The following is a 21,409-nucleotide window of genomic DNA, read 5'->3' on the forward strand; positions in this document are numbered from 1 at the left end:
TTTTGTAAAAGCACCTAAAATCGACTCGCAAATTCTGAAAAAGCCGACTCGCTGTTGTTTTGCAACCTCAGCAATCGTGGGGCTTTGACCGACTCGCCAATTTTGAGAGCCGACATTCCCCCACAATCTGCAGGAACTTCACACCTGAAGATCACCACTGAGGTGTGAAGTTCGGTGTGAAGTTGTTTATTTTCAAAGACTTGTTGCAGCTTTCGTCTGACCAGCTTATCTTATAGCTTTCACCGCCAAGACACGCCCGACAGGGACGCCGAGGCGGTTTTAGCGAAGACTGAATCTAGGCGGGAGTAAGCTGTCGGATAGACCCGCCGACGAGGAAGCGACCCGTATGACACGGGGGGGCCGGTGGAAGCCCGGCAGCGTGGTAGCTCAATGGTAGAGCACTGGCCTCTGAAGCTGGTGATGATGGGTTCGAAGCCATCCCGCGCAAAAGCCCTCGGCATAACCGGCCGAGGACATGGTAGCTCAGTGGTAGAGTCTCCCAACGGCTCGTTTGGTTAGCGGGTTAAGGGTCGGTCGGTGGTTCGATTCCATCCCATGTATAGGGTCGCTTCGGCGGCCCTTTTGCTTTTCCGTCCCTTCAATCCGTTCTCGTTTTGTTCTATCCTGCCGGCGAAGTGGAATCGCCGTGGGACACAACCCGCCATCAGATCGCCGAAAGTGGGCTCGGCTCAAAGACTGGGCAGCGGACGGCCGGATCGTGCGCGTGCGATGCGCGCTCTGCCGGCGCACGCTGCACTTCTATGCCAGCGATCTGGCGCAGGTCTACGACGGGGAGATGCTCGCGCACGAGTGGCGCCCGGCGTGCAGCAAATGTGGCAAAGCGGACTGGGTCAGCGTGCGTTCGAGGTTCCCGGAGCCGGACGATGTCGGACGCACGATCATGCGGAGGCCGGCTGGCATCAGGCAAATCCAGCTATGGCGATCGGAGCCGTATGCGGAGCGCTGATTGGGAAACACCTTTCCGCTAGCTGTTGCAATAGCTTAACGGTGTTTCGGTCTGATTTGGGAAACACCCCTCGTCGGCGATAAGTAAAGCGCAGCCACCCACGCTTCACATTCCCTGTTGGTTTTCGCGGCCGTCAAAACGTTGGTGGTTTCGGCTCATAGCCGCCGATCTCGATGACCATTCCGGGGTCGAAATCGCGCTCGTTCTCGCGGCCTACGCCGTGCGGATTGCATATGATCCGTGTCTCGCCGACAGTGTAGTCGAAGCTGTCGTGCATATGCCCGTGCAGCCAGAGCTCAGGCTTGTACTGCTCGATCGTCCGAGTGAGATCCGATGCGAAGCCGGCCGTGCTCCAGTCCTTCGCGAACCTCGTTGCGATCGATCCGGGGTGCGGGGCGTGATGCGAGACGACGACGGTCGGCATGTCGCTCGCCGCCAGCTCGGCTTCGAGCCAGCGCTTCGACACGATGTGCTGCTGCCGGGCAAGCGATGGCGTCCATCGATCGGTCGATCCGTCGCGATGCCGGAAGCGAGAGTCATTGAGCTGCGCGGCGCCGCGGGACGCATATGCCATCGTCTCAGGATCGCGGCCGAAGACCTCGAGATCGTACCAGAGCGTGCTGCCCAGTATCCGGACGCCATCGATGGTCAAGGCCATGTCGTCCAGGACGTGGACGCGGTTGTTCGTCCTCGCCGCGGCGCGCCCGGCAAGCTGCCGATTGCGCTCCATGCTGCGCTCGAAGCTGTAGAATTCGTGGTTGCCCAAGATGTAAGCCACAGGCATGTGCTGGCCGATATAGAAGTCGAGCCATGCCACGCCTTCCTCGGGATCGCCCTCGATCAGGTCTCCGACGACGATGCAGACGTCGGCATCAGGGATCTCCGGGAAGTAGCGATCAGCATCGAGGTAACCGTTGGGCATGTGCAGATCGCTGAAGGTCCAGATCTTCATGGCTTCATCCCCGTGCTCGGCGACAGCATCTCGCGCAGCGCTTCCACATGCTGGTCGTCGATCGCATAGCTGTCGTGGTCCCACCTCGCCGGCACGATCAGAGCATCGCCGTCCATCCGCGGGTATTCGCCGTCGCCGAGGCGGCAGCCGACGATCTGGAGCTTGCCGTCCAGCATCGAGACGCGGACGGCGTTGGGCTGCTGGAATCGACGCATCTCCGCGATCGTATGCTCGAAGCCGGCGACGTGCTCCGGACGGACGACGAGATTGCGGCCAGAGACGCGCACGGGCACTTGGCCTCCGTACTGGATGGCCACGGGCTTGGGCTCGTCGACGTGCTGCGGCTGCAAGATGAAGCCACCGTCGATGTCTCGGCTGACGAACATCGTATTGATGCCAACGTTGGGCACGAGCTGCGCGATTTCGTCGTCGGCATCCCTGAATTCGAGCGGTGGCGACAGCGCCAGGCGCGCGCGGATCTCGTCGAGCGTGACAGGCCTGTAGTTGAAGTTGTCGACACCCACATCGATGCTCTGGCGCGATCCCGGCAGCCGCGCATGCGAGTGCCCATACAACTGCAGCGCTCCGCGGCGCATGTTCCTCCACACGCGCAGAGAATAATGGTTCAAGACGATGGCTTGGCCGTCGAGCACAATCTCTTTCTGCTCCGAGATCGATTCCCACGGCAATCGCTGCGTGGGATGGATCTTGGCGCCGTGCAAGTGGTCATGATTGCCTGCGATCAAATGCTTGATGCCGTTCAACTGATCGAAGATCCAGCGAACGCGCTGCGGCGACGTGCGATATGCGAAATCGCCCAAATGATAGACGATGTCATCGTCGCGAACGCGCTCGTTCCAGTTGCGGATCAGCGCTTCGTCGTGCTGATCGACGTCGAAAGGCCGCTCGCACATGCTGACGATCTTGGCGTGGCCGAAATGGGTGTCGGCCGTGAAAAAAGTTTGGCTCATTGTTGTGTTTCCCCGTGAAGATCAGGGTATGCCGGATCCCGTAGCAAGGGACTAGATGACAATCGACGCAATGAGATCGGCATCCTGGGCGATGGCGATGCGCTCTTCCTCGAGCTGCTCCTCCAACTCGGTTTCACGCTGCCGCTGCTGGTGCTGCCGTAGTTCCTCGACGCGCTTCTGACAGCGCTTGATTGCGAGATCTTCTCTCGCACTGACGGCCCACATTTCGACCTCGAATGAACCAGCGACTGGATACGTCCATGCAAGGTGCCCCTTTTTGATTGTACGGCCGCCCGTCGTCCACGTGGCAGCGCAGTGCCAGGTCTCATTGTCGTCGGCGAGGTAACGCTGATCCGCGTCGAGAATGAACACTGGATCGAACCACAGATCGTCGCCGCCGACACGCATCCTCGGCAGCTTGTCCAGCCTGAGGCCGTGCACTCTGTCGAACCAATTTCGCTTCAAGGAGAGGAACGCCAGCGGACAGTAGCCACGTGCATTGAGCTCACAACGAACTTCGGCCCCAGCGGCCTGACTGACCTCTAGATTCCACGTGACATTCAGCCAGCCGCTGTAAAACGCTTCTGCCGAGATGCCCATGAAATGCAAGAGGGAACGAATGATCGTCCTCTCCGTGCGAATGTCGTCATGTCTCACGGCATCCATCCGCGTGTCGCATCGCGGACACCGCATTGCCGGAAGGCGAAGAACTGGAAACTGGTGCCAATATCCGATTTGGCGATCCCGGCGCTCGGCGACGTATCCGCAATCGCGGCACCAGCAGGCCCCCATGAAGAGTCGTCCCATCTCAAATCTCCCGATACAACCGCCTTCCGGACGGCACCTTTTCCAGTCCCAGCGCCGCCAATACCTTCGGCGGTGCCGGACGGTCGCCATTCACGACAGCGAAGAGCGTCTGCCGTGGCACGCCCCATGCCGCCGCCGCTGCACTCATGCTGTCGAAGCGCCCGATCGTTTTCATGAGCTTGCGGTGGACGTCGAGATCGTGAAGCAGCGGCTGCTGTTGCCGAAGGCTGTCGAGGGCCGTCCTGATGTCGTGCTGCAGATCGCGGACGTCGGTTCCCAGGTCGGCGATGTGGCCCGTGATTTCGAGAGCGCGCTGGAGCGAGGCGATGGCGATGTGGGTCATCAGAATGGCTCCTCGTCCGGACCAAGCTCTATAACGGGCTCGTCACGCCGGGGGCGCTCGATGATCTCGTCGTCGACGATGATCATTTCGTAGTCGTCAATGTCGTATTCCCGCTCGATCCAGTGCCCGAGCTTTCGGGCCTCAACCCACGACCGTTCGACTTCGATTACGACAGGCCCTCCGGCGTCGATCGCGTCCCGCATCAATCCGACGAAGCGGTCGTCGAGGTAATGGCTGCCACGCCGCGCCTTCAGGCGCTGCACGGGTGGCGGCACATCGCCGGCGTGGCGCAGCATGGGGTTGGCGCGGTCCTCGGCATCGAGACGTGCGAATTCAGTCGCGTGATCGGACATCAGCGGTCTCCCCTCGGGATCGGTATGTGCGCCGCACGGACAGCCGGGCGAAGTCGTGGAAATTGAGGTCGTCGCGGCGCACGAGCTTCGGCTTCACCCGCGATTTCGCGAATGCGTAGCCGGCGCGCTTGATCCTGTTCCGGATCGTCAACTCAACGACTTCGTACTTCTCCGCGAGCTGCTTGATCGTAGCGCCGGCCTTCACTTCCCGGGCGAGATCCCGGCCATGCGGCAGGTGCTGGTAGGCCTTCTTGCGCGGCAGCTGCAGGCCACGGGACTTGATCAGGCGATAGATGGTCTGCGCCGAGACGCCCGTGGCCTCCGCGCACTTGGCGACGGATTTGCCGTCTGCGAGCATGCGATCGAGGTTTGATGTCGACATGCGAGCGATCATTTCCGCTTCTTCCATTCACGCTCGAGATCATCGAGGGCTTCGTCGACGAGCAGCGCAGCGAGAACCCGCTGCATCAGGTGCCGCCCCTCGGGCGTGTCGGGACCGGCAGGCCTGCCGATCCCTCCGGGCGGTTTGGGTGTGGGCGCGATCATCAACGCCGGCGTCCTGCGCCCTTGCTATCGCGTGCAGCGAAGATGAGTTCGGCGCGAGCCTCAGGAGAGATCAAGCCGGCCCGGTGGGCCTTGTCGACACTCTGCACGTCGCTATCGTTAAGCTGGCTCCAGTCCACGGGCTTGAAGGCAGGCATCGCTAGCCGCTCGATCTGGACCCCCAGCTCCGTCAGCGTCAATGCCAGGCGATCGGCAACTTCATCGTCGCCAGTTCGCAACGCGCGGGCGTAGGACGAGTACGTGGCGCCAAGTAGATCGTAGGCTTCCACGAGCTCGTAGTGATCGTTCCCAGCCTTCTCGTTCTCGAAGAAGGCGCAGGCTGCCTGTGCGGCATCGCGAGTAACGCTCTTGTCAAAAGAATGGACGAAGATGTCGCCGCGAGGTGTCGAAGCGATGGTGCAGTACTGGGCTCCCTGCTGCCAGATCATCCCTTCCTTTTGACAAGGCTTCGCAGTTGCCGCTGAAGCGGATTCTGAATTCTTAGTCATGTGTGGTGCTCCTCGTGAGCTGTTAGAGCGCTTCAAAAGTCCGATGCGTGGTCTCGAGAGCGCGGTCGGAGGACATTGAAGAAACTTGTGTACGTCGGAACATATTTTCAATTCTGTTGTTGACGAAACGAATTTAACGATTTGAGAAACACAGCGAAAGGCCTTGAAATCCTTCGAAATCCGAAATGCGGCCCGATAACACTTTTCCATCAAATTGTGGCAGGCGGTGAGATGCCATGGGTGATCGCTCTACGTTCGCTACAGGCACTACGGCATAAGGAATGTAGCGACATCAACGTTCTGCGGGAGATCATTCCGGATGTCTGGAATAATCATTCTTGCCATATTTGCTGCGGCCTACATGGCCAAGGATTGAAAATCGATGGGGCCGGAATTCATTAATTCGCGGCATGGATTGAAGTCGCTATTCATCGTCGCCAGAAACAGCCTGACGCAAAATAATTCTACGATGTTAGGACTGGTTCCTTGCATAACGCGGCGGCAGATTCGCGCCAATGGCCACTTCCGGCCGGGGAGATCAGAGATGTTGAAGTCGATCATGCGGGCTGTGGCCTCATTCATGAGAGCGGTCCCGCGCTATGTCCTGCAGCGTGTGCGCGTGGCTGGCGAATGGATCATGCGCCTGATGGCCGTGCCGGCTCAGGTTTATGAGGCCGAGCCAGCTCCAATCATCGACCGTAGTGATGAGGAGCATCTCAATGCGATCCGGACCGCTGCCGGACACCTCTATGTCGGCGATGTTCCGCCTCCGGCCGCGATGGCACTGCTTTCGAAGGACGATGTCGTATGGCTCGGCACGATGTCGAAGCGCATGCAGTCGCTGATCGTGGCCGCCAGCGACAATGACCTTCGGGCGCACATGAGGGGCAAACGGATGATCCCGGGGCTGCTCAATCGCGATCCGGCGGCTGTGGCTGAGTATCGGAAAGCGCACGAGAGGCAGCGCATGGCGCCACAGGAGCGGCAAGAGATGCGGCGGGCAGCGGCGTGAAACAAAAAATGGGGCCTAGGTGGCCCCATAATCATTTCGTGTTGACGATCTCGATCAGCGCTTGAGCGACTGCAGCAGCGCGAGATTGGACGAAGCGCGGTCACGGCGCAGGCCATTTAGCTCGGCTTCGAGGGCAGCGATCTTGCGCTGCGCGGCGGCGAGTTGGCGATCGCGCTGAGCGATGATGTTGCTAGCATTGCGCTCGATGTTCCGGATTGCGGCGCCGACGCCCATTGCGAGACCGAGTTCTCCGTCTGTGATATGCATGCGCGCACTCCGTTCCAAAATTCAATGGGGCCATCACTAGCATCAATATCCTGGCTTTCCACGGATCCGGTCGGCGGCATTTTAGAGAATGTCGCCTTGCGCGTCCGGAGGGCAACGACATTCCCGGTGTCGGCGACGGCCTGCTTGCGCGGACGGCCGCGCTTTCGGTTCTGTCTAAGTGGCTTGGCCTTCCACGCAGGATCGATGTCGGGCAGAAGGACTGCGACCAGCACGTCCCGGATCTTGCCGAACTGCGCCGAGGTGGTCGAGGCTCGCCGCGGCTCCAGCGTGATCGACATGCCACAAGCCCTGAAGACGTCACGTGCTCGAGATGTCGCTGGAGGAGGATCGCTGACGTCACTGCTGGAGCACCAATCATCTTCCTAAGTTCGTTGATGGTGGCATGGAATCGAAACGAGCGCTTGTCGCCGGGCCGAAGCCTCTCGATTGATTTGGGGCGCGGCTGGGATCGAGGGGCTTGTGGCTTGCGTCACGCCGTGATGTGCATTGAGCATGAGCGAGCCCCGCAGTAGAGCCGAGCGAAATGCCGAACAGCGCCGAAAAGCTGCTACGCGCAGCCGCGCATGGCGTGAGAGGAGGAAGGCTGCCGGAGCGCCGGAGGCGCGGGACATCGATGCAGCGCTGGCAGAAGCAGTGTCGTTCTACGTCGCAAGAGATGGTGTCAACATTGCCATATCACCCTTGGCGCTGGCGGCAATGGCGCGCTTCGTTCTGGAGAGGGATGGATTTGACCCTGTCGTCGCCGCAGCCGCCGTTGCAGCGCGGACAGCGCGTCGAGCGGAGCACGACGATCCGCATCACATGCCCAGCCTAAGTCCGGGCGATCCAGAGCGGCTGCGACCTCCTAAGTCGGGCCGCTGGATCACGCCAGTGTCGACGATGCTCAAATTCGTCAACGACAGGGCGCCTCGCGTCGACAGATAGGCATTCGCCATCACGGCCACCATTCGATGACACCCCCGTTACCCCTTCGTACGCCATCACGCGCGGTCGGCGTCCAGAGTTGCGGGACGGCCTGCTTCGGCCTGTTGAAATCTCGGATCAGCTACTGACTACGCGCTAACCTTCACTTATCGCGTAGTGCCTCTGGCTAGGTCACGGCCTGTACAAGAAGATTGAACTGTAGCCCTGCCAACTTCAATTCCAGCGGTCGGGCGGCAATAACGGGTGGATGGCCGGCCGCGACTTTTGGTTGGGAGCGGACGATCGGTAAGGCGCCCCAATTCAGTCATTCAGCGCCGCAAAAAGCGCTCCCTGAAGCGGACACTCAGAAATCCGTTCGATGCTCCGTTTATGACAGAAGTCCAGCGACCGCGGTCAGCACAGGAATGGCGACGACAACATTAAAGGGGAAGGTGACTGCAAGGGACATGGTGAGCGGCATGCCGGGATCGACCTCGGGCAGCGCCATCCTGATGGCAGCAGGCGCGGCTATGTAACTCGCGCTGCCGGCAAGGGTGGCCAGCGCAGCGGCAGAGCCGGCATCGAGCCCGATGCTCATGCCGATCAGAAGGCCGACCATGCCATTGGTGATGGCGAGCGCAATTGCCAGGGCGACGAGCCTTGGCGAGACGCTGCCGTTGCCGGTCAGATGCCGCCCCGCCACAAGGCCCATGTCGAGCAGGAACAGGCAGAGAATACCACCAAACGCTCCCTCGAAGACTGGCCGAACCGGCTCGAAACCCGTCCGCCCCGCAACCAGGCCAATGATGAACCCGCCTACCAGCAGCAGGATCGAACCATCCCGCAGCGTGTGGGAGAGATGGTGGCCCAGTCCATGCGCCTTTGTGCTGGAGGCGCGCCGGGCAAGCCACAGGCCGACGAGGATTGCCGGCGCCTCCATGAGAGCCAGCACGGCAACCATAAAGCCGGCAACCTCAATTCCTGCCGCCTCCAGCGCCGCAACGCCGGTGACGAAGGTGACCACCGACACTGACCCGTAATGCGCTGCGACAGCCCCGGCATTCATCCTGTCAAGACCGCCCAGCCGCCGGACGGACCAATATGCCGGAAAGGGAAGCAGGAGGCTCAGTGCGAGACCCGCGAAACCGGCCAGGAAGAGCTCCGGCGTAAGGCCATTCTGTGACACTTGTACCCCGCCTTTGAGGCCGATGGCGGCCATGAGGTATATCGCCAGCGCTTTGCCAATCGCTTCAGGGATTTGCAGATTACTGCGGGCCAGAGCCGCGAGCAGCCCGAGAGCGAAGAACAGGATGGCGGGGGACAACAAACTTTGCATGGGGGAACTTCGCGGGAGATTTCGATTGAAGTCGCTCTATCGAAGAGAATTCGTTCGATAAAATTCATTGATTGAATGGTAGCATTCTCTAAAATCGAATGATGTCCTCGCTGAACTTCCATCATCTGCGTTATTTCCTGGCCGTGGCCAACGAAGGCAACCTGACTCGGGCAGCGCGCAACCTGGCCGTGTCGCAGTCCGCGCTGTCTACGCAAATTCAGGCGCTTGAGGCGCGGCTGGGTCATCCGCTGTTCGAGCGGGTGGGGCGGCGCCTGGTGCTGACCGAAGCGGGGCAGATCGCACGCGACCATGCCCAGGCGATATTCGACATGGGCGAGGACCTGCTTACGACGCTCCGGGTCGGGTCCGGGCGCCGTCAGGTGCTAAGGGTGGGTGCCCTTGCGACATTGTCGCGCAATTTCCAGATCGATTTCCTGCGACCCTGTCTCGGTCGTCCTGACCTCGAGGTCGTGCTGACATCAGGCAGTGTGGTGGAATTGACAGGTATGCTGCGCCGGCTCGACCTCGACGTTGTCCTCTGTAATGCTGCGCCCGGTACGGGCTATGCGGATGGCCTGGTGGCCCATCGCCTTGCGCGCCAGCCGATCAGTCTCTTCGGTTCCCCCGCGCTTGCCTGCGCAGCGACAACCCCTGCCGAGGCGCTCAGGACCCACGGGGTAATCCTGCCGACCGGCGCCAGCGTCATCCGGACCGAGTTCGATGCGCTTTGTGCCCGCCTCGATATCGTACCCTCAGTGGTGGCCGAAGTGGACGACATGGCCATGTTGCGACTGATGGCTCGGGAGGCCATCGGCCTTGCTCCACTGCCCGCAATTGTCGTGCGCGACGAACTCGATGCGGGCAGCCTGCACGAAGTGGTCCGCCTGCCCGGTATCGAAGAGACCTTCTATGCCCTTACGTTCCAGCGGCAGTTCCAGAGCCCGGTGGCCGAGGAACTGATCGCTGCCGCGTCGCACTGGCCTGCCTGACAAAAAATCTGTGTCGCCCTCTTGCTACTTCAGCGGGCCGCACCAATCTCAATTGTCGTGACCGGGCCCCTCTGGCGTCGGCGGCATCGACCGCCCCGCGATGTCGGATCACCTCGGCAGGGCCCGCGGGCACCTGCGTGTGGTGCCCGATCGTCGTCCAAGGTCTCCATGCGCACTCCCTCAGCTCCGCCGAGCGGCACTTTGAGAGGAGTTTTGCATGAGCAAAGACAAAAATACCGACAAGGATCCTTTCCTGCGCGGCGCCCGGCTCCGGGCGCGTCAGGATGCAAATGCACGGGAGATGCATCATGATGCGGGCCGGGCGACGACTGAGGAGTTCTTTCAGGCTCTCGTCGCCGCTGTCGCCGTAATCGCCCACGCCGATGGCCGGCTCGAACTGGCAGAGCGGCGCACGCTGGTGGAAGCTTTTACCACCAGCCCGGCCATGGCGGGTTTCTCCGTCGCCGAACTCGCACAGGAACTGGCCGAGCATAGCCGCGCGTATGGTTACGATCCCCAATCCGCGGACCAGCGAGCACTGGCCAGCCTGTCGGCAAGTAAACTCAGTGGCGAAGAACGCCAGTCTCTCCTGCGGATCTGCCACCAGGTGATCACAGCAGATGGCATGGTACATCCCGTCGAACTGGGCGCGCTGCACCGTGTCGAGCGGGCCCTAGGCCTCGCGGGAGGCTCACTATGAGCCGCTGCAAGCTTGGCCCTCTCGTCTGGGAGGCGCGCTGATGGACCTTCTGACCGGACTTTTCCTGGGCCAGCCGCTTTGGATGTGGCTGGGCTTCCTTGGGCTTGTGATTGCCCTTCTGGCCTTTGACCTTGGCGTATTGCATCGGGATGGGCACGAGATCGAGGTGCGCGAGAGCCTGTTGCTCTCGGGCTTCTATATAGCGCTCGGCCTTGCCTTTGGCGGCTTGGTCTGGTGGCAACTGGGCGCCCAGTCAGGTGTCGAATACCTCACCGGTTTCGTGGTCGAGAAAAGCCTGGCCATGGACAATGTCTTCGTCATTGCGATGATCTTCGGCTATCTCGCCATTCCCCGCCATTTGCAGCATCGCGTGCTGTTCTGGGGCATATTGGGCGTCATCGTGCTGCGAGCGATCATGATCGGTTTGGGTGCCACTTTGGTGTCCGAATATGGCTGGATTCTCTACATCTTCGCCGCCTTCCTGATCTTCACCGGTATCCGGATGCTGATGCCTGGACACGGCGAGACCGATCTGAGCAAGAACCCGGTTCTCGTCTTCATGAAGCGGCGCTTCCGCGTCACCGAACAATTGCACGGCGACAAGTTTTTCGTGCGGCAAGCTGATCCCAAGACAGGGCGCCTGGTTCGCTACATGACGCCGCTGTTCCTGGCGCTCGTCATGATCGAGATCGCAGACGTCATCTTCGCTGTGGATTCGGTGCCGGCGATCTTTGCCATCACCACGGACCCCTACATCGTCTATACGTCCAACATCTTTGCCATCCTGGGGTTGCGGGCGCTCTATTTTGCCCTGGCCGCGATCCTGCACCGTTTTGCCTATCTCAAGCAGGCACTGGCCTTTTTGCTGGTCTTCATCGGCTCTAAGATTTTTGTCGCCGACCTGTTGGGATGGGAGAAATTCCCTGCGGAATGGTCGCTGGGCATCACCTTCGTGATCCTCGCAAGCGGTATCGGATACTCGTTGTGGCGCACTGCCAAGCCAAATTAGTGCGATCGGGGGGAGGCATCGTGCCTCCTCTCACTTTCTGTGCGAGCATCGACTGACCAGGACCTTTTTTTGGAATTGGCGAGACCGGACTGGACGACCGCTTTCAGGAAATCGGAACGACTACGCCATTGTCTGAAATGGTGAAGGGTTTGAGATGCCGCTTGGCGTCGCAAAGCCACCCATGCACGAACCCGCGGTCCGTATGCGCTGGGCTATGGGGTTTTCCGATTTGGTGTGGTCGTGCGGGTGCCCAGAGTTGAGACATATGGCATAGCGTGCCCGCCAAGTGGACGTTGTCCGGGCTGTATTTGAGCGTCGGCAGCGGCGATATTGACGAGATCTCCGGGCATTACGGGGATCACTGCGGTGCTGGGCGCGAACCATCCCATCGGCCGGTGGCGTAGCGCGGCCGTGTGAACAAGCAGGTCATGCCGGGTCATGGATGGTCTCCCGGTATGGCTGTCGCGCTGCTGGCGGCGCGCGCGGCCTGCAGCCCCGGGTGAAGGTCTCGATGATCACCATGGTGCCGCCACAACACGGGCATGGTGGCCGCGGGTCGGCGGGCTCCTGAGTTACCGCGGCGTCGTCCGGCGCCGGCGCGACTTCGAGCAGACTGCGAGCCAGAGCGAGGCAGTCCTTGCAGGCGGAGCCGGCGAGCAGGCCGTAGTGCCGGATACGGTGGAACCCGCGTGGCAGGACGTGGAGCAGAAAGCGGCGGATGAACTCGTGGGTGGTCAGAGTCATGACCTGCTGCCGATCGGCGCCTGAGCGGCGATAGTCCTTGTAGCGGAAGGTTACCTCGGCCCCGTCGAACCCGAGCAGACGGCTGTTCGAGATGGCGACCCGGTGGGTATAGCGGGAGAGATAGGCCAGCACTGCCTCTGGCCCGGCAAAGGGCGCTTTGGCATAGACCACCCAGCGCTTCTTGCGGACCGGCGCTAGGTGACGCTGGAAAGCGCGTCGGTCGCCGAGCCCAGCCATCCTGCCGAAGAAGGCGAGCTTTCCGGCATCATGCAGTTCGAGTAGCCGGGCGATGAACAGCCGGCGAAACAGCGCGCCGAGCACACGCACGGGCAGCAGGAAGGCCGGACGCGATGAGATCCACCGCCCATCCTGTGTAAGGCCGCCACCAGGCACGATCATGTGGATGTGCGGATGATGGGTCATGGCCGAGCCCCAGGTATGGAGCACGGCGGTAATGCCGATGCGGGCGCCCAGATGTTTTGGGTCGGCGGCAATGGTCAGCATGGTCTCGGACGCCGCCTTGAACAGCAGATCGTAGATCAGCGCCTTGTTGTGGAAGGCGATGTCGCCGATCTGGGCGGGCAGCGTGAAGACGACATGGAAGTAGCCGACCGGCAGGAGATTGGCCTCCTGGGCTTCGAGCCATGTGCGTGCTGCCGCGCCCTGGCACCGTGGACAGTGCCGGTTGCGGCAGGAGTTGTAGGCGATCCGCTGATGCCCGCAGTCAGAACAGGCTTCGACGTGACCGCCCAGAGCAGCAGTGCGACAGGTCTCGATCGCCGACATCACCTTGAGTTGGCCCAGGCTCAGATGCCCGGCATGGGCCGCGCGATAGGCGGGGCCGGCAGAGCGGAAGATATCGGCGACCTCAATGGTGGCGCGCACCGCTCAGGCGGGCGGAGGCTTGTCCTCCATCAGGGCCATCAGCCGGTCGAGGGGACTGGCAACCGCCTGGATCGTGCGGGTCGAGACCTTGGTGTAGAGCGCAGTTGTCTCAAGCTTGGAGTGCCCGAGCAGCACCTGGATGACCCGGATATCGACATCCTGCTCCAAAAGGTGCGTGGCAAAGCTGTGTCGCAAGGTGTGCGGGCTGACCTTCTTGCGGATGCCGGCAACCTCGGCCGCCTCCTGCACCGCGCGATGCAATTGCCGTGACGAGATCGGATCGGTGCGCGAACGCCCCGGAAACAGCCAGCCATGGGGCAGCATCACGCCCCGCTGCTTGCCTTCGCGCCACCACAGTCGCAGAAGCTCCAGCAGCTGGGACGAGAGCATGGCATTGCGGTCCTTGCGGCCCTTGCCCTGTTCGATCCGGATCAACATGCGGGCGCTGTCGATATCGTCGACCTTGAGGTGGGCGACCTCAGAGACGCGCAGGCCTGCGCCATAGGCAACCCCAAGCGCGGCCTTGTACTTGATGCCTGGTGTCGCCTCGAGCAATCGGGCCGCTTCCTCGATGCTGAGCACGTCAGGCAGCTGGCGCTGATAACGGGTGTGGCAAGCTCAGAGCGGCAGGTGCCGACCCCAAACTAGTCGCTGACTGGTCTGACAAACCGCCCTGGAAGCTGCCGTAAAATACCATGGTGGGATGCTCTAAGGTGCCATTAACTTTCGTTTTCTAACGAGGTCACGATCTGCTATTGTTCCTTTCTTCGGTGCCGTCCTTCCGTGGAGCCGACGCGCCTAAGAGCCGACCGAACGGGCCAATGCGGCACCGGGTTCAGGCGTCCGCCAGGGGAATGCGGGAACCTCGCAACCTCTGCTGACTTGCGCTGTTAGCGAGTTTGATTGGGAGGTTTGTTAGGTATGACTTGGCTTATGATCATCGGGGGGTTGGCCCTACTTCTGGTTGGCGGCGAGCTTCTGGTGCGAGGCGCCGTGCGGGTCGCGAGCCAGTTAGGGGTATCCCCGTTGATCATAGGGCTGACGCTGGTCGGCTTCGGCACCTCGACGCCCGAACTGGTCACCTCGGTGCAGGCGGCGGTAAACGGTTCTCCTGGGATCGCCTTCGGCAATATTGTGGGCTCCAGCATCGCCAACCTGCTGCTGATCCTGGGTGCATCGGCTATGCTCACCCCGATTGTGGTGCAATCGTCAGCGCTGCGCCGAGACGCCGTGCTGATGGTGGCGGTGGCCATTGTATTCGCACTTCTTTCGCCGCTGTTTCCACTGGGGCGACTGGTTGGCCTCATGTTCGTGGCCGCTTTGGGAGCATACATCTACATCGCAATTCGTCAGGAAGCGGCAGCAACACCCGCTCATGGTGCCGTCTATGACAAGAGCCTCGCAGCCCAGAATGCAGATACTGCACTTGTTCCGCAGAAATCTCCCGGCAGCTCTGTCCTTCTACCGCTTGCAACGTCACTGACAGGTTTGGCGATAGTCGTCCTTGGGGGATACTTTCTCGTCAATGGCGCTGTGGACCTTGCTCGGTCGGCAGGCATTTCCGAGACCGTGATTGGCCTCACCATAGTGGCAGTAGGCACGTCGATGCCAGAATTGGTGACGTCCCTTGTCGCCGCCGTCCGGCGCGAGGCTGATGTCGCGTTTGGCAACATCATCGGGTCCAACATCTACAATATTTTGGGTATCGGCGGTGTGACGGCAATAATTGCGCCATCTCAGGTGCCGGAGCAGATTGCCAGTTTCGATAATGTTGTGATGGTCGCGGTGTCGGCGCTGGTCTTGTTGTTCGCCTATACTGGGCGACGCCTGGCGCGTTGGGAGGGCGGCGTCCTTGTGATAGGTTATATTGGGTATGTGTGGTGGCTATGGCCTTAGGATTGCGATGAATACGGTTCGAGCGACAGTGTTTTCCTGATGTGCTTGCCTATGTGAGAGACTAACAAGTGTCGGCCCGAATCGACCCCATGCACGAACATGATGTAATCGCGGGAGCGGTGGTCACTGACGATATCGTGGTCGTGTTTGGCAATTTGTCGACTGGCTGTCCCCCGATAGGATGAAGAACGGGCTCACGATTGCAACCGGGCCCAAGCATCGAGCGGAGGACAGCCATGAAGCAGTATATTGGTCTCGACGTGTCCATGAAAGAGACGGCAATATCGATCCGGCAGGACGGCAAGAGGATTTGGCGGGGCAAGTGCGCGTCCGACCCGCAACTGCTCGCGGCAGTGATCCGTAAACGTTCGCCGCAGGCCCAGCGGGTGGTGTTCGAGACGGGGCCGCTCTCGGTATGGCTCTACCATGCGCTGACGGCAGAGGGCCTGCCGGCAATCTGCATTGACGCCCGACATGCCAAAGCCGCCCTCGACATGGCTGTGAACAAGACCGACGCGAACGATGCCGACGGCCTGGCACATCTGGCCGAAGTCGGATTTTACCGAGAGGTCCGGGTCAAAGGATTTGACAGTATGCTGATCCGCACACTGATCACCGCGCGTAACCAGCTGCTCACAATGCGGCTGCAGATCTCCAACCAGATCCGCGGAATGATGAAGACCTTTGGCCTCACCGTGCCAAAGGGCGCCGGCGGCGTGTTCGAGCGCAACGTCCGTGAGCTGCTGCAGGATAACAACAGGCTGGCGCGTATCATCATGCCAATGCTTCAAGCCTGGAGCGATATCCGTCAACAATCAGCAGAGATGAGCAAGCAACTGGTCGCGATGGCTCGCGAGGACCAACGCTGCCGTCTGCTCATGACGGTGCCGGGTGTCGGCACCGTCACAGCCACTGCTTTTGCCGCTGCCGTGGAAGATCCGGCGAACTTCAAGAACTCGCGTTCGGTGGGCGCGTGGGTGGGGCTGACCCCCAGACGCTATCAGTCTGGCGAGGTTGATCATGATGGCCATATCTCGCGTCGCGGAGACAGTCGCTTGCGCGGCCTGTTATATGAGTCCGCCGCGGTGATAATGAACCGATCGAGGGACACCAGTAGTCTGCGAGCCTGGGCCTTGGCGCTCAAAGAGCGGCTCGGTTTCAAGCGAGCGGCCGTGGCCTTGGCGCGCAAGCTCGCTGTGATAATGCACGCGATGCTCCAGACAGGCGAGCTTTTCAATCCGCACCAAGCAAAGCCGGTACCCGCATGACCCCATTTGCCTGCTACAGCGCCTTTACCCCACATTCTCCAAGTAAGTCGCTGATTTCGCTGTCGTAATCGTGATATTTCGCATATAAATCATGGCGTTGACGGCTGCGAGGGGCGCGTTTCATGGATCACCTGGAGGGTGCGGGCTTGGCGCGGGGAGATCGGGTTGATTTCGACCGCCGTGTGCGTCTGGAGTTCCGTGGTGCGCAGATCAGTTCAGACGGTGGCCTGCTGGTGATGCGCGAGCTTGATGACGTGCTCGGCCTGTCCAATCTGGCGTCGGAGGCGCTGCGAGACAGCCGCACCGGGAAGAACACGCTCCATCGGCTTGACGGATTGTTCCGGCAATCGGTGTTCGGACGACTGGCCGGATACGAGGATGTGAACGATGCCGACCGCTTGGCCCTCGATCCCGTGATGCGTCAGGTCGTTGGCGGCAGGGCCGTCGAGGCGCAAGCTGCTTCGGCATCGCAGATTGGACGGTTCGAGACCGAGACGCTGGCTCTGGCCGCGAACCGGGCGGCGCTGGCCGATCTGAACGGCCAATGGATCGACCGGTTTCATGACCGCAACGGGTTGAAATACATCGTGCTGGACATGGACAGCTCGGTCAGCCCCACCCACGGCGATCAGGAAGGTGCTGCCTGGAACGGGCATTTCGACTGCACCTGCTATCACCCCATCTTCTTGTTCAACCAGTTTGGCATGCTGGAGCGCTGCGCCCTGCGTAACGGCAATGTCCACAGCGCCGATGGCTGGCGGGATGTCCTTGATCCCGTCATTGCCCGATATGCTGGCCGCGACCTTGGTGGACGCTTCTTCCGGGCCGACGCTGCCTACGCGATCCCCGCGATCTATATGCGGCTGGAAGAAGCCAGGTTCTTCTACGCCATCCGTCTGCCCGCCAACGCCGTCTTGCGCGAGAAGATCGCGCAAGACGGCTGACACGGCCCGTGGGACGGCCTTCGCTGACCAAGGTCAAACGGTTCTTCGAGGACTTCGAGTATCAGGCGGCGTCCTGGGACAAGCCGCGCCGCGTCATCGCCAAGATCGAATGGCATCCGGGCGAGCTGTTCCCCAAAGTCGGCTTCATCGTCACCAACCTGCCGATGGAGCCAGACTGGGTGGTGAGGTTCTACAACCAGCGCGGCACCGCAGAGCAGCACATCAAGGAAGGCAAATATGCCTTTCGCTGGACGCGGCTGTCATGCCGGAAGTTCCGGCACAACGAGGTGCGGCTGCAACTGCACGCGCTGGCCTACAACCTGGCAACCTTCCTGCGCTGCATCGAACTGCCCGAGGCCATGGCGGACTGGTCGTTGACCAGCCTGCAACTCAAGCTGATCAAGATCGGCGCCCGCGTCGTCCGCCACGCCCGCGCCATTACCTTCCAGTTGGCCGAGGTCGCCGTCACCGGCCCGATGGTGCGGGCCGTCCTTGCCGCCATCCGCCGTCTTCGAACGCCTCCGTCATGCGCATGACCACGATCCATGCCCAAGCTGAACGAAAGCGGCAGGACAGGTCCGTCTGCCGCGCGGAAAAGCGGCTCTGCCGGGCCAGAATGCTGCGGGTTCGAGGCTTGATCCACCCGACTTCGGCCGTTTGCGCGACGACAGACACCGCTCGGGGCGAAAAACGCTTGCCCAGCGAGCAAAATCAGGCGATCTTGAAGTCAAGCGGCAGGCCACTTGGGGAATGTCGGTTGATAGCCCTCAATGCCCCGGGAACTTTTCGCAGATTGCAGGGTTTTTCTTCGTGCAAGCAAATCGTAAGCGCGCCGGCTTTGCGCGACTGGAGCGGGCAAGCGATGTTTCACAGGATCTTCGTCCATCTTCATACGTCGGGTAGCCCTTTCGCCAAATATGGAAGTTGGCTGGCGCCTGCACAACCTCACCAGGATCAATTTTGCGAGTCGTCGATCGGCGTTTTGATCGTATGATGTCGCAGACAAAACTTCGCGGTGACATTCTTGGAGGCATTACCGCCGGAGTTGTCGCACTGCCGTTGGCGCTCGCCTTCGGCGAAGCGTCCGGCCTGGGTCCGATTGCTGGTGTGTGGGGCGCGATCATCCTGGGGTTCCTGGCCGCAGCGATTGGCGGCACGCCCACTTTGATTTCCGGTCCAACAGGTCCGATCCTAATCGTGATTGCCGGCCTCGTCGCTGCTCGTCCTGACCAACCTGCGGTTGTCGCCAGCGTCGTGATCCTGGCTGGTATACTGCAAACGGTTTTCGGCTTTTTGCGCCTTGGCAAATACATCAATCTGGTACCCTATTCCGTCGTCGCGGGTTTCATGAGCGGCATCGGGCTGATCGTCATCGTGTTGCAGCTCATTCCATTGATCGGACAGGAAGCCCCTCGCGGCGGCACGCTGGCGACACTGACCGCTCTGCCTTCGGCGGTTGAGCAGATCAATGCCTACGCCCTTGGACTGGGCGTGCTGACATTTGCAGTGGCGACATTCTGGCCAAAATCACTGTCAAAATTCTTCCCGGCCGCGCTCGCCGCATTGCTCGTCGGAACAGTTGCATCGCTCTTGGTGTCAGGCGCTTTACCGAGGCTGGACGAAATTCCGACGGGCTTCCCCGATCTGGTTCTTCCCTCGCTCGACATGAGCGATGCCATTTTCATCGTGCAGTCGGCCCTCGTGCTCGCCGCATTAGGATCAATCGATACCCTGGTAACATCGCTGATTGCGGATCGTATGACCCAGACACGCCATCAGTCGAACAAGGAGCTTGTCGGGCAAGGTATCGGCAACGCAGTGTGCGGCTTGTTCGGCGCCATGCCGGGGTCGGGGACCACTACGCCGACGGTGGTTAACATCCGAAGCGGTGGCGCGACTCGCCTGTCAGGCATGGTCCATGCGCTCTTCCTGCTTGCCGTCGTTTTCCTGTTGGCACCTCTTGCCGCGCAGATCCCACTCGCGGTCTTGGCGGGTCTGCTTGTGCGGATTGGGCTGAATATCATCGATCTCGACTATCTGCGTAATGCGCTGCGCGGTCCGCGCTGGGACCTGTCTGTCATGGTCCTGGTTGTCGGCCTGACAGTCTTCGTCGACCTGATCACCGCAGTGGGTGTTGGTGTTGTGCTGTCCGCGCTCGGCTTCGTAAAACGGCTAGCCGATGCGCAGATCGCGAATTTTGAGAGCGGCAAGCTCGCTGCGCTGGACGCGGAAGAGCAGGCGATTTTGAAGGACGCAAACGGGCGCATACTCCTCTTCGACTTCGCAGGACCGCTTTCGTTCGGTGCGGCTGCCGACTTGGTGCATATAGTCAGGCGGCGCTCGAAGCGCGAGGTGCGCGCTATCGTGCTCGACTTCAGCCGGAAGTTCTTCGCCGACCGTTCAGCCGTCCAGGCCATCCAGACAATCGTCTCCGAATCCGCTGCACAAGGTATCGAAGTATTTTTTGCCGGTGCATCGCCGGACCTGACCGAACTGCTAGCGAAGATGGAAGCCGATATTCACGTCGACGCGGAGCACCGGGATTTGTCCCGACGGGAGGCACTCGCCCGCGCTAGCAAGCTGGCTTCCGTGGGGCGCGCCGCGCGCTTGAAAATCTAAAGAGAGGAAGTGCTCATGTCGCAGTTTAAACTCAGCGAATTACCAGAACTCGATGCCGAGGTTCTAACCAAAGCCCAGCAGGACAGCCTCACTCCACATGAGGTTTTCGAGCGCCTCAAGGCAGGCAACAGACGTTTCGTGGCCGGTGAGGTGACGCTTCGCGATCACACCGAGCAAGTGCGCAAGGCGGCTGGCGGCCAGTTTCCCAAGGCAGTCATCTTGTCCTGTCTTGACTCCCGCATCCCCGTCGAAGATGTTTTTGATTGCGGCATAGGAGACATTTTCGTCGCCCGGGTGGCCGGCAACATCGCGAACATCGATATAATCGCCAGCATGGAATTTGCCTGCAAGGCGGCAGGTGCGAAACTGGTGCTGGTTCTGGGGCACGGTCTGTGTGGTGCGGTCAAAGGCGCCATTGACAAGGTCGAGCTCGGTCATCTGCCCAGGCTTTTCGAAAAGATCGAGCCGGCCGTGGAGCGCGCTCTTGGTGACGCGTCGGTCGCAGATCGTAGCAGCGACAATGCCTCGCTCGTTCAATCTGTAGTCGAGCATAATGTCGATCTGACTGTCGAAAACATCCGAATGAGCAGTGAAGCGCTCAAAGCTATGGAAAGCGATGGCGACATCGCCATTGTAGGGGCGGTCTACGACATGGAAACCGGTTCAGTTTCATGGCGTTGATCGCCATGCGCCAGAAGGGTTCCCCCGTCGGACCGCGTTGCCTGTAGTCCCACACCACCTTATCTACGTCGTCCGCAAAAGGCTGATATTTTTACTCAAGCCTTTGCCGACGAAGTACCGAGGGGATGGATGGAACTGATTTCCGACTTTTTGACTGCACATTCTGCATGGATCGGGCTTGGCCTGCTCGTGGGTCTGATTACGCTCTTTGCACTTGAGAAATTTCCGCCGGTCATCGTCTCCGTCGCCTCAGCTGCTATTATGCTGGTGTTGGGGTATCTGCCACGTGAAGACATGGAACAGGTCTTCGCCAATCCGGCTCCCATTACCATCGCGGCGATGTTCATTTTGTCCGGAGCGCTGGTGCGTACCGGCGTGGTGGAAGCGGTCGCCAGCGCCGCTTCGCGCCGGACGAAGCGATATCCGCGGCTGTCCATCGGCGAGATATTCGGCGGCACCTTCTTCGCTTCGGCCCTGGTGAACAATACTCCGGTGGTGTGTTGAATGTCACCGAGATCTGACCCTCTAGGGGCAGAAGTTTTCACTGAGAATTGACCCATGTTTTGATCGTCCCCTGGCTGTTGGTCGGGGGATCCAGGAGTGATCGACATGGCGTTATTGAGCGTAATCCGGCGCTGGCATTTCCGTGAGGGGATGCCGATCCGGGAGATCGAGCGGCGCACGGGATTG

21 protein-coding genes, 1 tRNA gene and 2 pseudogenes are annotated in these 21,409 nt (G+C 60.7%); 12 read left to right on the forward strand and 12 right to left on the reverse strand.

Annotation, left to right across the window (positions count from 1 at the left end):
- Positions 1-472: 472 nt before the first annotated feature.
- Positions 473-562: transfer RNA gene (locus GO014_RS07605), tRNA-Ser, on the forward strand.
- 538 nt (positions 563-1,100) lie between these two features.
- On the opposite strand, the gene GO014_RS07610 is transcribed toward GO014_RS07605, so the two are convergent.
- The 8 genes from GO014_RS07610 to GO014_RS07645 form a co-directional block, all read right to left on the reverse strand.
- Positions 1,101-1,919, reverse strand: a complete 819-nt coding sequence (locus tag GO014_RS07610) for a metallophosphoesterase (RefSeq protein ID WP_157289721.1) — start codon at positions 1,917-1,919, stop codon at positions 1,101-1,103.
- A complete protein-coding gene (locus tag GO014_RS07615; RefSeq protein ID WP_157289722.1) occupies positions 1,916-2,890 on the reverse strand; it encodes a metallophosphoesterase family protein in 975 nt (324 codons plus the stop codon). The genes GO014_RS07610 and GO014_RS07615 overlap by 4 nt, the downstream gene beginning before the upstream one ends.
- A 51-nt stretch (positions 2,891-2,941) precedes the next feature.
- Positions 2,942-3,547 carry a hypothetical protein gene (locus GO014_RS07620; RefSeq protein WP_157289723.1) on the reverse strand — a complete coding sequence of 202 codons (606 nt, stop codon included), beginning with the start codon at positions 3,545-3,547 and terminating at the stop codon, positions 2,942-2,944.
- Between the two features lie 151 nt (positions 3,548-3,698).
- The gene (locus GO014_RS07625) at positions 3,699-4,040 is read right to left on the reverse strand and encodes a hypothetical protein (RefSeq protein ID WP_157289724.1); all 342 of its coding nucleotides are present in this window, start codon (positions 4,038-4,040) and stop codon (positions 3,699-3,701) included.
- A complete protein-coding gene (locus GO014_RS07630; RefSeq protein WP_157289725.1) occupies positions 4,040-4,393 on the reverse strand; it encodes a hypothetical protein in 354 nt (117 codons plus the stop codon). The genes GO014_RS07625 and GO014_RS07630 overlap by 1 nt, the downstream gene beginning before the upstream one ends.
- Positions 4,374-4,802, reverse strand: coding sequence for a helix-turn-helix domain-containing protein (locus GO014_RS07635; protein ID WP_179952936.1), 429 nt, complete (start codon positions 4,800-4,802; stop codon positions 4,374-4,376). Before GO014_RS07635 ends, GO014_RS07630 begins: the two co-directional genes overlap by 20 nt.
- Positions 4,784-4,939 (reverse strand): hypothetical protein, encoded by a 156-nt coding sequence (locus GO014_RS07640; protein ID WP_157289727.1) that lies wholly within the window; start codon positions 4,937-4,939, stop codon positions 4,784-4,786. The genes GO014_RS07635 and GO014_RS07640 overlap by 19 nt, the downstream gene beginning before the upstream one ends.
- Complete coding sequence (locus tag GO014_RS07645; RefSeq protein WP_157289728.1) at positions 4,939-5,445, reverse strand: hypothetical protein; 507 nt, start codon at positions 5,443-5,445, stop codon at positions 4,939-4,941. The genes GO014_RS07640 and GO014_RS07645 overlap by 1 nt, the downstream gene beginning before the upstream one ends.
- Positions 5,446-5,989: 544 nt before the next feature.
- On the opposite strand from GO014_RS07645, the gene GO014_RS07650 reads away from it, so the two are divergent.
- The gene (locus tag GO014_RS07650) at positions 5,990-6,457 is read left to right on the forward strand and encodes a hypothetical protein (protein ID WP_157289729.1); all 468 of its coding nucleotides are present in this window, start codon (positions 5,990-5,992) and stop codon (positions 6,455-6,457) included.
- Between the two features lie 54 nt (positions 6,458-6,511).
- Here the strand turns inward: GO014_RS07650 and GO014_RS07655 are convergent, their stop codons facing one another.
- Entirely contained in the window at positions 6,512-6,724 is a 213-nt protein-coding gene (locus GO014_RS07655; RefSeq protein ID WP_157289730.1) for a hypothetical protein, read from the reverse strand.
- A 513-nt stretch (positions 6,725-7,237) separates the two neighbouring features.
- Here GO014_RS07655 and GO014_RS07660 point away from each other — a divergent pair.
- Complete coding sequence (locus GO014_RS07660) at positions 7,238-7,669, forward strand: hypothetical protein (protein ID WP_157289731.1); 432 nt, start codon at positions 7,238-7,240, stop codon at positions 7,667-7,669.
- 367 nt (positions 7,670-8,036) lie between these two features.
- On the opposite strand, the gene GO014_RS07665 is transcribed toward GO014_RS07660, so the two are convergent.
- Positions 8,037-8,984, reverse strand: a complete 948-nt coding sequence (locus GO014_RS07665; RefSeq protein WP_157289732.1) for a sodium-dependent bicarbonate transport family permease — start codon at positions 8,982-8,984, stop codon at positions 8,037-8,039.
- A 101-nt stretch (positions 8,985-9,085) separates the two neighbouring features.
- On the opposite strand from GO014_RS07665, the gene GO014_RS07670 reads away from it, so the two are divergent.
- From GO014_RS07670 to GO014_RS07680, 3 genes are all read left to right on the forward strand, one after another.
- Positions 9,086-9,973, forward strand: coding sequence for a LysR family transcriptional regulator (locus GO014_RS07670; RefSeq protein WP_046110320.1), 888 nt, complete (start codon positions 9,086-9,088; stop codon positions 9,971-9,973).
- Between the two features lie 217 nt (positions 9,974-10,190).
- Complete coding sequence (locus GO014_RS07675; protein WP_046110297.1) at positions 10,191-10,673, forward strand: tellurite resistance TerB family protein; 483 nt, start codon at positions 10,191-10,193, stop codon at positions 10,671-10,673.
- 40 nt (positions 10,674-10,713) lie between these two features.
- Positions 10,714-11,682, forward strand: coding sequence for a TerC family protein (locus GO014_RS07680; protein ID WP_157289733.1), 969 nt, complete (start codon positions 10,714-10,716; stop codon positions 11,680-11,682).
- A gap of 426 nt (positions 11,683-12,108) precedes the next feature.
- Here GO014_RS07680 and GO014_RS07685 read toward each other — a convergent pair whose 3' ends face one another.
- Positions 12,109-13,311 carry an IS91 family transposase gene (locus GO014_RS07685; RefSeq protein WP_343030828.1) on the reverse strand — a complete coding sequence of 401 codons (1,203 nt, stop codon included), beginning with the start codon at positions 13,309-13,311 and terminating at the stop codon, positions 12,109-12,111.
- Between the two features lie 3 nt (positions 13,312-13,314).
- Positions 13,315-13,917: pseudogene (locus GO014_RS07690) on the reverse strand (tyrosine-type recombinase/integrase); the annotation flags it as partial.
- Positions 13,918-14,232: 315 nt separating this feature from the next.
- Here GO014_RS07690 and GO014_RS07695 point away from each other — a divergent pair.
- The 6 genes and pseudogenes from GO014_RS07695 to GO014_RS07720 all read left to right on the forward strand — a co-directional run bounded on the left by GO014_RS07695 (position 14,233) and on the right by GO014_RS07720 (position 21,223).
- Complete coding sequence (locus GO014_RS07695) at positions 14,233-15,207, forward strand: calcium/sodium antiporter (RefSeq protein ID WP_157289734.1); 975 nt, start codon at positions 14,233-14,235, stop codon at positions 15,205-15,207.
- 236 nt (positions 15,208-15,443) lie between these two features.
- Positions 15,444-16,475, forward strand: a complete 1,032-nt coding sequence (locus GO014_RS07700) for an IS110 family RNA-guided transposase (protein ID WP_157289735.1) — start codon at positions 15,444-15,446, stop codon at positions 16,473-16,475.
- 122 nt (positions 16,476-16,597) lie between these two features.
- A pseudogene (locus tag GO014_RS07705) lies at positions 16,598-17,955 on the forward strand (IS1380-like element ISPme1 family transposase).
- 424 nt (positions 17,956-18,379) lie between these two features.
- On the forward strand, positions 18,380-20,038 hold the full coding sequence (locus GO014_RS07710; RefSeq protein WP_210252419.1) for a SulP family inorganic anion transporter: 1,659 nt from the start codon (positions 18,380-18,382) through the stop codon (positions 20,036-20,038).
- Positions 20,039-20,053: 15 nt separating this feature from the next.
- Positions 20,054-20,719: a carbonic anhydrase family protein gene (locus GO014_RS07715; RefSeq protein ID WP_114906292.1), complete on the forward strand. Its 666-nt coding sequence runs from the start codon at positions 20,054-20,056 to the stop codon at positions 20,717-20,719.
- A gap of 129 nt (positions 20,720-20,848) precedes the next feature.
- On the forward strand, positions 20,849-21,223 hold the full coding sequence (locus tag GO014_RS07720; protein WP_157289736.1) for an SLC13 family permease: 375 nt from the start codon (positions 20,849-20,851) through the stop codon (positions 21,221-21,223).
- The last annotated feature ends 186 nt before the right edge of the window (positions 21,224-21,409 follow it).

The organism is Devosia marina, assembly GCF_009758415.1.
GTDB lineage: Bacteria > Pseudomonadota > Alphaproteobacteria > Rhizobiales > Devosiaceae > Devosia > Devosia marina.

What these genes read in the sequence shown, in the direction of transcription:
- GO014_RS07645 (WP_157289728.1), bottom strand. Translation starts at nt 5,445, where the DNA reads ATGACTAAGAATTCAGAATCCGCTTCAGCGGCAACTGCGAAGCCTTGT.
- GO014_RS07650 (WP_157289729.1), top strand. Translation starts at nt 5,990, where the DNA reads ATGTTGAAGTCGATCATGCGGGCTGTGGCCTCATTCATGAGAGCGGTC.
- GO014_RS07615 (WP_157289722.1), bottom strand. Translation starts at nt 2,890, where the DNA reads ATGAGCCAAACTTTTTTCACGGCCGACACCCATTTCGGCCACGCCAAG.
- GO014_RS07640 (WP_157289727.1), bottom strand. Translation starts at nt 4,939, where the DNA reads ATGATCGCGCCCACACCCAAACCGCCCGGAGGGATCGGCAGGCCTGCC.
- GO014_RS07660 (WP_157289731.1), top strand. Translation starts at nt 7,238, where the DNA reads ATGAGCGAGCCCCGCAGTAGAGCCGAGCGAAATGCCGAACAGCGCCGA.
- GO014_RS07625 (WP_157289724.1), bottom strand. Translation starts at nt 4,040, where the DNA reads ATGACCCACATCGCCATCGCCTCGCTCCAGCGCGCTCTCGAAATCACG.
- GO014_RS07635 (WP_179952936.1), bottom strand. Translation starts at nt 4,802, where the DNA reads ATGGAAGAAGCGGAAATGATCGCTCGCATGTCGACATCAAACCTCGAT.
- GO014_RS07610 (WP_157289721.1), bottom strand. Translation starts at nt 1,919, where the DNA reads ATGAAGATCTGGACCTTCAGCGATCTGCACATGCCCAACGGTTACCTC.
- GO014_RS07670 (WP_046110320.1), top strand. Translation starts at nt 9,086, where the DNA reads ATGTCCTCGCTGAACTTCCATCATCTGCGTTATTTCCTGGCCGTGGCC.
- GO014_RS07675 (WP_046110297.1), top strand. Translation starts at nt 10,191, where the DNA reads ATGAGCAAAGACAAAAATACCGACAAGGATCCTTTCCTGCGCGGCGCC.
- GO014_RS07720 (WP_157289736.1), top strand. Translation starts at nt 20,849, where the DNA reads ATGGAACTGATTTCCGACTTTTTGACTGCACATTCTGCATGGATCGGG.
- GO014_RS07655 (WP_157289730.1), bottom strand. Translation starts at nt 6,724, where the DNA reads ATGCATATCACAGACGGAGAACTCGGTCTCGCAATGGGCGTCGGCGCC.
- GO014_RS07715 (WP_114906292.1), top strand. Translation starts at nt 20,054, where the DNA reads ATGTCGCAGTTTAAACTCAGCGAATTACCAGAACTCGATGCCGAGGTT.
- GO014_RS07630 (WP_157289725.1), bottom strand. Translation starts at nt 4,393, where the DNA reads ATGTCCGATCACGCGACTGAATTCGCACGTCTCGATGCCGAGGACCGC.
- GO014_RS07665 (WP_157289732.1), bottom strand. Translation starts at nt 8,984, where the DNA reads ATGCAAAGTTTGTTGTCCCCCGCCATCCTGTTCTTCGCTCTCGGGCTG.
- GO014_RS07680 (WP_157289733.1), top strand. Translation starts at nt 10,714, where the DNA reads ATGGACCTTCTGACCGGACTTTTCCTGGGCCAGCCGCTTTGGATGTGG.
- GO014_RS07700 (WP_157289735.1), top strand. Translation starts at nt 15,444, where the DNA reads ATGAAGCAGTATATTGGTCTCGACGTGTCCATGAAAGAGACGGCAATA.
- GO014_RS07695 (WP_157289734.1), top strand. Translation starts at nt 14,233, where the DNA reads ATGACTTGGCTTATGATCATCGGGGGGTTGGCCCTACTTCTGGTTGGC.